Origin of the sequence: Helicobacter vulpis, from assembly GCF_003660395.1 — a bacterium.
GTDB lineage: Bacteria > Campylobacterota > Campylobacteria > Campylobacterales > Helicobacteraceae > Helicobacter > Helicobacter vulpis.
Window position 1 is genome coordinate 75955 of record NZ_QXQT01000006.1, and the last position, 11873, is coordinate 87827.

Genomic DNA, 11873 nt, shown 5'->3' on the forward strand with positions numbered 1-11873 from the left:
TGACGATCCTAGCATAAATTAACCACTTAAGCTAGGATATGTTAGAATTCGGCTTCATCTTTTTAAGAAGGACGCATATGTTAGAGGGTCAAGCGCGCGTGGTGCTATCCAAATCGCAAAGAAAAGCCCTTAGAAAAGAGGGTTATTTACTAGCTAATCTCTATGGCAATAAAGTGGAGAATGTCTATGCCAGCTTTAAAACCAATGATTTTATTCGCTTTATCAAAAACAAACCCCACTTAGATTTTCAGGTCAAGGTAGGAGAGCAAGCCTATCATGTAGTGGTGCAAAACTATCAAAAAGACCCCGTAAGCAACGCCCTTATGCATGTGGATTTGCTCGTACTCAATGCGGGCAAGCTCTCTAAGTTTTATGTACCCGTAAAAGTGCATGGTATCCCTGTAGGGCTGAAGAACAAGGGCATTTTAATGCTCTCTAAAGAACGCGTGCATGTGGAATGCCAGCCAGAACATCTCATTTCTAGTTTTGAGCTAGATGTCGCGCCCTTGGATGTGGGCGATGTGATTTTGGTGCGCGATCTAAAAGTACCCGAATCGGTCAAACTCTTAGAAAACCCCAACAATGCCGTGGTGGGCGTGATCAAGGCGAAATAGCCCTTGAGATTGCTTGTTGGTTTGGGCAATCCCACGCCCGCGTACGCGCACACGCGCCACAATGTGGGCTTTGATGTACTAGACTTGTTAGCCCACCGCTTTGGGGTGCGCTTTAAAGGCGCGCCTAATTATCACTACGCCCTCGTTGAACCCCACTCTTGCTATCTCTTAAAACCCATGACATATATGAATCTGAGCGGAGAGGCTCTAGAGGCTTTTTTAAGTTGCCATGCCATAAGGGCTTTACTGGTGGTGCATGACGATTTGGACTTGCCCCTAGGGGCCTTGCGCTTCAAGGCTAGGGGGGGTTCTGGGGGGCATAATGGGCTCAAGTCCTTGCAAGCGCACTACCCCCACCCTTTCTACAAGATGAAAATAGGAATTGGGCGGGGAGAGGACGCGCGCGCGCATGTCCTAGAGGGTTTTGAACCCCACCAAGAAGCCCTTAAAAAACAGGTATTTGCCCACGCACTAGAGGCGTTGTGCTTTTATTTGGAATGCGATGACTTTGCGCGCATGCAAGCGCGTTTCACACGCAACCCTCACAAGTTGGCATGCGACTCTGGCTCTTTGTAGGCTCTTACTATCTCAAGTATTTTGCCATTATTCTGTTTGCCTTAGAATTTTTCTTCATTGGGATTGACAGCTTGCAATATGCGGATAGATTCCCCGATGCGGCCAATCTCATCTTGCTTTTCTTTGTCTATGATGGCCTTTATGCGCTCAATTACACCCTGCCCATTTCTCTCCTCTTAGGTTTAGTCCTCTTTTACATTGCCTTTATCCGCTCCAACCAATACAGTGCCCTGCTAGCGATTGGCTATTCCATCAAACAAATCTTAAGGCCGATACTGTGTATCAATCTCGTGCTAATCTGCATCTTCATAGGTCTGAATGCCACCCCCTTTGTCTACATGCAAGAGAAAGCCCAAGCCATCATCTACAAGGATAACTCTACAAATATCTCTGAAAATTTGCTAGTCAAGTACAATGACGATTATGTCTACTTTGGCAAAATCAATCCTCTCTTGCAAAGCGCCCAGAATGTCAAAATTTTTACCCTAACCCACAACGAATTGAGCGCAGTGGCGCAGGCCAAACACGCGCTCTTTGAGCACAAATACTGGGTGTTGCACGATGCGATCAGCGCCACCTTGCCCACTCCCCTTGTCTTGGGCCAAAAAGGTCTGCATATAGAAAATAGCGCGTTGCTCAAAACGCTCAAGGGTTTTCACCCCAAAGTGCTCGACACCATCTACCAGAACAAGCCCGCTGTTTCGATCACCGATGCGCTGCGCTCCTTGCATGTGCTCTACCGCCAACATGGCGACACCAAAAAGGTGCGCGCCTTTTTGTATGTGTCCATCTTTTTGCCCTTTTTCGTGCCCCTGACGGCGATTCTCATTGCGCGTTACACCCCCAATCTCGCCCGCTATGAGAATCTCGCGCTCTTGAGTTTGAAATTCATCATTCTATCCCTCATTCTCTGGGGGCTTTTCTTTGCGCTGGGCAAATTCAGCATCGCCGGGCTTTTCTATCCGGAGCTAGGGATTGTGCTCCCCTTTGGGCTACTGTGTGGCAGTGCCCTATATCACTATAAGAAATTAGACGCCCGTCTTTAACAAAGCGCATCTTAGAATACGGGGGGAAGTTTTAGGTTGAAAATACTACAATAACCCCATCAATCATAAAGGATTTGCATGTTCCATGAATACCGCGATGACATTAAGGCATTGAAGAACAAGAACCCCCATTTCAACAAGATTTTTGAAGAACACAACGCGTTGGACGATGAAATTTCCACATTGGTTGCACACAACACCAATGATCTAAAAGTTACCGATCTCAAAAAGAAAAAGTTGCGTCTCAAGGATGAAATCCTACGCATGATCCAAGAATATAGGGCGGGTACGCTTTAGAATTAGAGTTGCTTTAACACATTGTACGCCTCCATGACCTCTAGGAAGCGTTGTTTACAGATGCCCTTGTTGTGGGGCGTGCAGGCGCAGGTGTCTGGGTGGTAAAGCTTGGCTAATTCTAAATAGCGGTGCTTGATCTCTTCTTTGGAGTGCATCACTCCAAGTCCCAGAGTACGTAAGGCTTTGAGAATGATCTCCTCCTGTCTGGTGAGATAAAGAGCTTGGGTGGGATAGATGAATTGGATGTAGGCCTGTTTGAAACGGGGGTTTTGCAGGGCCATTAAAGTAGGGAGCGCGTCTAGATGGGTGTGGGTTTCGTGCAAGAAGTTGCTTTTATTAGCCCTGTCTTTAAAGGGGGTCTCTAGTAAGATATGGGGCGCAAAGGTGGCGTGCAAGAATTCGCGCGCCAAGAAATTCTTATAGTAAAAAATCACCCTAGAGTGCAAGTAGATCGCATGGATTTCCACCTTGTGTACCAAGGCTAAAACGCGCTGGTATGGTTCGTGGGTATGCATGCTCTCCTTGAAGACCACGGGCAGGTGCGCACAATCTAAAATCTGCTGTAAAAGCTGTTTAAACACCTGCTGGTTGTAAAAGGGGTGCAAAGCGTACTTGGCATAGAATAGGCGGTTGAGCAGATAGGTTTTTTTCAAGCTCTCTTGTTCTAGTAAAATTGTGGTGTGCTTGAACTTAACATGCTCTCTAAAGTGCTTTTTGATGTAAAGCGTGGTTTTATGGTAAAGGCGCGGCTCTAGGCAGACCTCTATGAATTGCTCTGAAAAACCGATCTCTGGGGCATAGGATAAGAGAGACGGGCTTTTTTTGGGGATTTTGGTTTTGATCTGCATGGGGCATTATCACATTTTTTTTAAGTCAAATCCTTAAGAGTAGCGACCCGATCGAAAGTACCCCGCTGGATTTCATAGTGCACCACAAAAACCACCACCAATAGCGCGCAAGCCTGCGAGATGGGGAAGGCAATCCAAATCCCTTCCAAGCCAAAAAAATGCGCCAAAATAGGCAAGAGGGGCACGATAAAGAGAATCGTCTCACATATGGTGATGAAAAAGGACGTACGCGTGCGCTGGATGGATTGGAAAAACACCGCACAGAGTAGGTTCAAGCCCAAAAAGATATGCCCCGTGTAGTAGACATTCATCGCGTGTTTGCTCTCAGCCAAAAAGCCCGGATCGCGTGCCAAGCGTTCTTGATCCACATAGAGTTGGATCAAATGCGCGTCTAAGAAGTAAAAGAGAATATACATCCCCACACCCACGCACAAAGTGATTTTCAACCCAAAGATGAAAATTGCCTTGACCTTGTCTAGATTTTGCGCGCCATAATTAAAACTCGCAATGGGTTGAATCCCCTGGGCAATAGAGAGCAAGGTTGTCCAAAAGATGATGCCATTGTACATGACAATCGCATAGATAGACACCCCCCTCTCGCCCACGGTGTCCATGATCGTGCGGTTAAACAAGAGCATCACCACCGCTGCGCTGAGTTCTGAAATACTTTGGGGCAACCCGCTTTTAGCCGAAGAGATGATACTGGCCCAATTGAAACGGCGCACGAAGTGCAATTGCCCCTTTTTTAAAAGAAAATGACTCATCAGTACGAAAAAGCCCGCCGCATGCCCTAAGACGTGGCGATCGCACTTCCATGGATTCCAATCTCCACCACATAGAGCAAGAAGTAATTGAACGCCACATTGGTGAGTGAGCCTATTAACATGGCCACCATCGCCAAAATAGGGCGTTTATCATTCACCACAAAGACATCGGCCAAAGGGTGCAAGACCATAAAGATTGCCCCCATTAAAATGACCTTGATGTAAATAGATACCATGGGCAAGATCGTCTCACTGCTCCCCAACATTTTGGCCAAGTGATCGCTAAAGGGTACTAAAGCCCAACTAATCAGCGTAATACTAATGGCAACAAAGTAGAAGATAGAGCTAAAAACCAATCTAGCGCGCTCAGGTTCATCCTTGCCTAAAAAATACGACACAATTGAAGCCGCCCCAAAGCCAAAGAGCAGTTCAAAGGCAAGCAATGTAGGAAAAATAGGCCAACACACCCCAATGGCTGCTAGGGCTTGCTCGCCCAATTTGTTCCCCACAAACATGCCATCGATCATGGAGTACGTGGAGAGCGAGATCATAGAAAAGGCTAGGGGAACAAAATAGTAAAAAAAGAGCTTAGGGATAGAGTCCTTGCGTAGATCGATGGCCATGAAAACCCCCTACAGATCAACAAGCCCCCTCACAAGTAACCTAGCGTTTGGAGAATTGTGGGCTACGGCGCGCCTTGCGTTTACCGTATTTCTTACGTTCCACGACCCTCGAATCGCGTGTCAGCAAGCCCTTAGGCTTCAAAATCGCTCTAAAAGCCGTGTCATAAAGATTGAGTGCCTTAGAGATGCCATGCCTGAGTGCTTCAGCCTGCGCGCTATACCCCCCCCCAAAGACCACCGCCTTGATATTCACTAAGCCCTCTTGTTTGGTCAGTACTAAGGGCTGCATCACTTTCATTTTGATGGATTCATGCCCGCCTAACCATGCGTTTAAATCTGTGCCATTGATATCCAACGCGCCATTACCATGGCTTAACCAAACTTTGGCGATCGCACTTTTGCGTTTCCCTGTGGCGTAGACCTTATTCATCATTGTCCTTTGTTGCAACTGCTTGTCTCACTTGGGCCGTGTGGGGGTGTTTTTCCTCTTTATAGACCTTGAGCTTTTTGATCATGGCGCGCCCTAGCTTACTTTTGGGCAGCATGCCCCGCACAGCTAGAAAAAAGAGCTTTTCAGGGTGTTTGTCCAACATTTCTTGAAGAGTTTGGCTTTTGGTGCTTCCAAAATAGCCTGAATGGGTGAAATAGTGTTTATCCTCCAATTTCATGCCGGAAAACTTGACTTGGCTGGCGTTGATCACCACCACGAAATCCCCACAATCCACATGGGGGGTGTAATAGGGGCGGTGCTTGCCCCTGAGCAAAACCGCCACTTGGGTGATGAGCCGCCCAAAGACCTGATCTTTAGCGTCCAACACGACCCAATCGCGCTTGAGTTCTGAAGTTTTCATGGATTTTGTGAGTTGCATACCCGTCCTTTGTATTCAAAAGCCCTTATTCTAATCTCTTAAACTTAAGACTTCCTAAATTTAAGTACTTTTAAAGCTAATGCCGTGCTAGAATACGCGGGCACTTCCTAAAGCTTGCGCCAAAGGCACTTTATTGATGATCACCCCAAATAACTTACGCGCCCTCTTAGAGACTCTAGGCTTTAAACCTAATGCAGATGTGTTCACTAAGAGATACCCCAATAACGCCCAAATTTGCGTAGATTTCAAACACAAAAAAATCGCCTACTCTCCCCTAGATCATCGTTTTAAAGAGGGCGATTACCCTAGCAATGATGATCCTAGTACAGGCTTTATTATCCACCGCAACACCACGACTAATTTTAGCTCTAATGAAAACTTTGTGTGTTTGGTGGCGGTGCATAAGCTCCTAGAAAAGGGATATGCCCCCAAGCACATCATCTTAGAACCCACCTTTAAAGTGGGGCATAACCAACAAGTCTATGGGGATATTTTAGTGCTCAATCAAGAATTTAACCCCCTTGTGCTCATTGAAAATAAAACTTATGGGAATGAGTTTAGCAAGGCATGGAACGCCACGCTCAAAAATGGCGACCAGCTCTTTAGTTATTACGCCGTGCATAAAATCCCCTACCTGTGCCTACTCACTTTCAAAGACGCGCACACAGCTGACATGCGCTTAATTTCTATGCAGGACAATCCCGAACATTTAGAGCGTTTGAACCGCGATTGCAAGCAGGAGGACAAAAAACGCGGCTTTAGCGATCCGTCCAACACCAACGCCAAAAGCTATTTTGAAGTCTGGAGTCAAACCTATTCAAACGCCTTCACCACGAAGGGCATTTTTGAAGAAGACATCCAAGCCTACAATATCGGCAAAACAAAATACAGCCTTGAGGACCTACGCGCCGTCTCTGCCGATCAAATCTCAAGCATTTACCACGAATTTGCCACCATCTTACGCCACCATTCTATTGGCAATTACGAAAACAGCTTTTATATCTTGGTCGATCTTTTCTTATGCAAGGTCATTGATGAAATCAAAAACCCTAATGACCTACAATTCACCTACAAGGGCGTGATCTCAGACAACCCCTTTTTGTACTGCGACAGACTTTTAAACCTCTATGAAATGGGCATTAAAGAACTCTTTAATAAACAGGTCATCAATGTTAAAAAAAGCGCCATTGGCGATCTCTTTAAAGAAGCCCAGCGTTATGAAGGCAAGTTTAAAGAAAAATTAGACGACATCTTTGATCAACAAAAATACTTCAACATCAAAAAGTTTAATTTTATTGAGGTGGAAAACTCCGAAGAGTTTTACCTCAACTTTAAAGTCCTCGTGCAAGTGGCTGGGCTTATTCAAGACCTGCACTTGAGCCAAAGCCAAAATAACCAATTCTTAGGCGATCTGTTTGAAGGCTTTTTAAACCGCCACATCCACCAAACCGAAGGGCGTTTTTTCACCCCCACGCCCATCACTAATTTTATCATCCACTCCTTGCCCCCCCTGCCAAATCACCCCAAAGTTTTAGACTTTGCTTGTGGGGCGGGGCATTTCTTAACCGAGTTTATGGCGCGCCACAAGGACGCGAAAGTCTATGGCATTGAGAAAAACAAAGACCTCTCCAAAGTCGCCAAACTCGCCTGCATTTTTCACAACCCAGAGAGCGCCTCTTTAATCATCTTTCAAGACGCTTTAGATCACATCCAGCAAACCCATAGCCTAGAATTTGAGCCAGAGAGCTTTGACTATATTTTGAGCAACCCGCCCTACTCGGTCAAAGGGTTTTTAAGCACCTTAGACTCTAGCGTGGTGAAAGGTTATAGGCTACACCACAGCATAGAGGAAAAGAGCTATGAGAGCAACAACGCCATAGAATGCTTTTTTGTGGAGAGGGCGCTACACTTTTTAAAAGAGGGGGGAGTGTTTGCCCTTATCTTGCCTGTGAGCGTGTTGCAAAAGGGAGGGATTTATGAAAAAACCCGCGCCCTCTTGCTAGAAAATTTTAAACTGCTCTGTATTGTGGAACTCAATTCGCGCACCTTTGGGAGCACAGGCACGCAGACGATCATTTTATTCGCCCAAAAGGCACAAAAATACAGCACCGATTTATTGGACGCGCTGACTAAAGCCAATTTTGAAGAAAAAAAGCTTGAAAAAGACTTCAACCAAACAGAGCTTTTAAAAGAATATTGCGCCTTTAGGGGCTACCCTTATGCGGACTTTAAAGCCTTCATGGCGGACAAAAACTTAAATCCAGCCCTAGAGCAGAGCTTTAGCGAGTATTTTAGAGATTTTGAGAGTAAAGAGCCCAAAACCTTTAAAAAAAAGCTCCCCACAAAGGGACTTAAACAAGAGTGGTTTAAAGCTTCTAGCTTTTATGCCAAAGACCCCAAACAAGAGAGCGAAGCCCAACAAAGCGCGTATTTTGAAAGCCAAGACTACCAAGACGAATTACAGGCATGGCAAAGAGAGCAAGCCCTAGAGCAAATGCACGCCCTAGAGTTAGAAAAAATGCGCCTCTTTGCCCTCATTCAAGGCGAAGAGGTGCTGATCTTAAAAAGCCCTCCGGATAAAAAGAGCGACAATAAAAGCAACAAGGCTAAGATTGTAGAGTTCTTGGGCTATGATTGGAGCAAGCGCAAGGGCGATGAGGGCATCAAATACATCAGCGCGCAAAGCACAGACGACCCCGACAATCAGGTTTTAAGCAATGTCCAAAGCGTCAAGGAAATACAAACCCCGCTGTATGACCCCAAAGACAACCCCGACCCAGACAACCCCGACCCAGACAACCCCGACCCAGACAACCCCACTAAACGCACTAAACGCACTAAAATTAGCCACGCCTTTAAAAACTTCATGCAAGCTAAGCTAAAGCACGCCTCAAGCCCCGACTTAAGCCCCTCCGACTTAAGCCCCTATAGGGACCCAGACCCCGCAGGTTACCAACTCTTTAGCGCGCCCTTAAGGGAGTTGATAGACTTTTCTAAGGCAGTGCTAGACAAGGCGATCAGTTTAACGCCTAAAAAAATGCGTGAAGAGGTAACTTCTATTTACCCCATTGTGAAGTTAGGGACTTGTGGCAAGTTTTTAATGGGGGGCACGCCTTCAAGAAAAAACCCCCAATATTGGAACGGCACAATAAAATGGCTCACCATAAGCGATTATGCCGAATACCAAAGCATTACAGACACCAAAGAAAGGATTACAGAGGCAGGGCTACAAGCGTCTAATGTTAAGCTTGTCCCAAAGGGGGCTGTAGTGGTCTCTATCTATGCGACCATTGGCAGAGTGGGGATTCTAGAGGAGGAAATGACAACCAACCAAGCGATAGTTTCAATTATCCCCAACCAAGATTTTATGAGTAGATACCTCATGTATGTCATTGGTTACTACAAGTTTCAGCTTTTAGATGAGGTCATCACCACTTCACAGAAAAACATTAACTTAAGCATTTTGCAAAATATGTGTATCCCAAAACCCCCCCTAGAAGTGCAAGAGCAAATCATTACAGAATGCGCCCAAGTGGAAAAACGCGCCCAAGAGTTGCAAGAGGGCATACAGAATTACCAAAACTTGATTTTGGCGGTGCTAGAGGCTTGCGGGGTGGTGCAAGACAAAGCCCCCCAAATTGCAACAATCCTAGAAACCCTAGAGCGCCTTAACCTAGAGCTGACAAACCCCACGCCCATAGACCCCAAGCTAGAGGAGCTAAAAAATCTAGTGCAAAACTTGCCTAGCCCGCCAGTGGGGGGGTGGGAAATGGTGAAAATCGCACAAATTGCCAACAAGCTATCCGCAGGTGGGGATAAGCCTAAAGTATTTTCACAAGTCAAAACCCCACAATGCCAAGTCCCCGTTTATGCGAACGCCGTTGAGGCAAAAGGACTTTATGGCTACACAGACAAAGCAACCATCACGCAAAACGCCCTAACTATCTCAGCAAGGGGCACAATAGGCTATGTTGTTGCAAGGTATGAGCCATTTTACCCCATTGTGAGGTTAATCGTTTTGATACCCAACGAACAAGCCAACTTAAAATTTTTAGAAGTGTTGCTTAACAACACCAAGATAGAGCGTAGCGGCGTTAATATCCCACAACTCACTTTGCCCGAGTTTTCAAACCTTAAAATCCCCCTCCCACCCCTAGAGGCACAAGAACAAATCATCAGCGTATTGACCCAAATCGAGCAAGAAATCGCCCGCCTAGATGCAGAGATCGCCACCCTACAAGGGCAAGAGCAAGAAATCTTACAAGAGTTTTTAGGCAAAGAGAGAGAGAGAGAGAGAGAGAGATCGCAAAAACTTAAAGCAATCTTAGAGGATTTAGAGCGCGCTAAAGCCCTAAAGAGAGCTTATCTAACCCTCCTCACCCACGCCCTAGAAAAAGCAGGGCTAAAACCCACCCTAGCCACGCTTTTAGACAATCTACCCACACCCCCAGCTCAAGGGTGGGATTTTGTCAAATTGGGGGATATATGCGATTTTAGAAGGGGACCATTTGGCGGAAGCTTAAAAAAGGAAATTTTTGTTAAAAGTGGCTATAAAGTTTATGAGCAACAACACGCTATAAAAAATGACTTTGAAATAGGAAATTACTTCATTACACAAGAAAAATTTGATTCTATGAAAAGTTTTGAGGTTATACCCAATGATTTAATAGTCAGTTGCTCCGGAACAATCGGGAAAATAGCCATAGTGCCAAGCAGTGCAAAACAAGGCATTATCAATCAAGCCCTCTTGAGATTAAGACTAAAAAATGACAAGACAACTAGCAAGGCACTAAAAATAATCCTAGGTAATCTCAATAACCCTTTTGAGGAAAAGGCACATGGTGTTGCCCTAAAAAATGTAGCAAACATTGAAGTCTTAAAACAAATAAAAATCCCCCTCCCACCCTTGCAAGCGCAAGAGCACATCGTGGGCGTGGTGGAGCACTTAGAATCCCAAATCGCCACCCTGCAGGCGCACATGCCAAATTTAGAGGCGCAAAAACAAGCGGTGTTAGAGGCGTATTTAAACTAATGGAAATCTCTCTTAAGGCCTCTTCTCATAAAGCCTATTCCCACAATACACCCTTAAGGACTTGCCCCCATAGTTGGGAGGCATTTTAAAGAGTTTGCCCTGCAGGGAGCAAACACCCCTAAGAAGCTTTTCAAGAAGAAAAAGGGCATGTTAAGAGTACTTGCTTTTGGCTAATGCCAGGCTCGCATTGACCTTTAAAACGCATTCGGCACACCCAGTTATTTCATGCGCCACCCATCGGTTTCAATGACTTGTCCAGGCAAATATAAAAACATCAAACAAGGGATGAGGTTTGCAAGGCTAGCCAAGCTAAAAGCTAATTTTATAGTAAAATTGAGGAAATTTTTTAAAAAGCGATCCAACAACCATGACTCTTAAAGATGCCAAAACACATTTAAACCAATGGGTGCGCTTGGAACTGACAGATGGGAGTGTGTTACAGGGGGAGTTACGGGAAACAAAAGAAGGTTTAGAACAAACCCAAACAGGGATTATGATGTGGACTTTTGAGAGTGATTTGATTTACTATGTGGAATTTGAGGATTGGCCACCGGAGAATGAAGCTCAGAGGGATTTAGCCACTATTAAAGATGTCGTGCGTTGGAAACCCATAGACCCCCCTGAAATCATTGTAAACCAAGACCCCCCCATTGCCGAGTGGGTCAAGTTGGATGGGCAATGGGTGGAAGTGGCGTTTGCAGACGGCTCAATCCTTTATGGAGAATTGCAAGACACCACAGACCCAAGCGAGGGATACGAATCTTTTAATTTTTGGGCATCGCATGCTGGATACAACGATGTTACATGGATAGATTACGAGCATTGCCACCCAAAGCATGTATGCCATATCCGCCCCATTCCCTCCATTCCCCTAGAGGAATGGGGGCATTTAAAGGGGAAGATTGTAACGCTATTTTGGGAGGATCGGTATAGACAGAAAAACAACAAAGATTTTTATACGCGCACCCAGGTGTTGGACTTTATCCCTAAATCCGATCCCCTGCTTGTCATTTTAGAGCATGGCAAACCCCACAAGGTGCACGCTAGCCAAATTGAAAAATTGATTCAATACCCATGATTTTCTAACATTTCAAATCCCCCCAAACTTTAAGCCCCTCCTAAGCTTTCTTACTCTATAATGCAGCTTTGCCAAAGTTAAAGCCCTTAAAAAAGCTTAAACTTCAAGCGCAACGATCTTTGACAT

9 protein-coding genes and 1 pseudogene are annotated in these 11873 nt (G+C 45.4%); 6 read left to right on the forward strand and 4 right to left on the reverse strand.

The annotated features are described in order from the left end of the window. Positions 1-77 precede the first annotated feature (77 nt). From EAO38_RS03310 to EAO38_RS03325, 4 genes are all read left to right on the forward strand, one after another. On the forward strand, positions 78-614 hold the full coding sequence (locus EAO38_RS03310; protein ID WP_121021096.1) for a 50S ribosomal protein L25/general stress protein Ctc: 537 nt from the start codon (positions 78-80) through the stop codon (positions 612-614). A gap of 3 nt (positions 615-617) precedes the next feature. Continuing rightward, positions 618-1190 (forward strand): aminoacyl-tRNA hydrolase, encoded by a 573-nt coding sequence (gene pth / locus EAO38_RS03315; RefSeq protein WP_121021098.1) that lies wholly within the window; start codon positions 618-620, stop codon positions 1188-1190. Next, the gene (locus EAO38_RS03320) at positions 1169-2236 is read left to right on the forward strand and encodes an LptF/LptG family permease (protein WP_121021099.1); all 1068 of its coding nucleotides are present in this window, start codon (positions 1169-1171) and stop codon (positions 2234-2236) included. The genes pth and EAO38_RS03320 overlap by 22 nt, the downstream gene beginning before the upstream one ends. A 78-nt stretch (positions 2237-2314) precedes the next feature. Next, positions 2315-2533, forward strand: coding sequence for a YdcH family protein (locus EAO38_RS03325; RefSeq protein WP_121021101.1), 219 nt, complete (start codon positions 2315-2317; stop codon positions 2531-2533). Positions 2534-2535: 2 nt separating this feature from the next. Here EAO38_RS03325 and EAO38_RS03330 read toward each other — a convergent pair whose 3' ends face one another. The 4 genes and pseudogenes from EAO38_RS03330 to rplM form a co-directional block, all read right to left on the reverse strand. Continuing rightward, positions 2536-3381: a J domain-containing protein gene (locus tag EAO38_RS03330; RefSeq protein ID WP_121021103.1), complete on the reverse strand. Its 846-nt coding sequence runs from the start codon at positions 3379-3381 to the stop codon at positions 2536-2538. A 20-nt stretch (positions 3382-3401) separates the two neighbouring features. Beyond that, positions 3402-4768 (reverse strand): annotated as a pseudogene (locus EAO38_RS03335) (MATE family efflux transporter). A gap of 40 nt (positions 4769-4808) precedes the next feature. Beyond that, the gene (gene rpsI / locus EAO38_RS03340) at positions 4809-5198 is read right to left on the reverse strand and encodes a 30S ribosomal protein S9 (protein ID WP_121021105.1); all 390 of its coding nucleotides are present in this window, start codon (positions 5196-5198) and stop codon (positions 4809-4811) included. Next, entirely contained in the window at positions 5191-5619 is a 429-nt protein-coding gene (gene rplM / locus EAO38_RS03345) for a 50S ribosomal protein L13 (protein ID WP_407927413.1), read from the reverse strand. The genes rpsI and rplM overlap by 8 nt, the downstream gene beginning before the upstream one ends. Before the next feature lie 154 nt (positions 5620-5773). On the opposite strand from rplM, the gene EAO38_RS03350 reads away from it, so the two are divergent. Continuing rightward, positions 5774-10669 (forward strand): restriction endonuclease subunit S, encoded by a 4896-nt coding sequence (locus tag EAO38_RS03350; protein ID WP_121021109.1) that lies wholly within the window; start codon positions 5774-5776, stop codon positions 10667-10669. Between the two features lie 367 nt (positions 10670-11036). After that, a complete protein-coding gene (locus EAO38_RS03355; protein ID WP_121021111.1) occupies positions 11037-11747 on the forward strand; it encodes a hypothetical protein in 711 nt (236 codons plus the stop codon). The last annotated feature ends 126 nt before the right edge of the window (positions 11748-11873 follow it).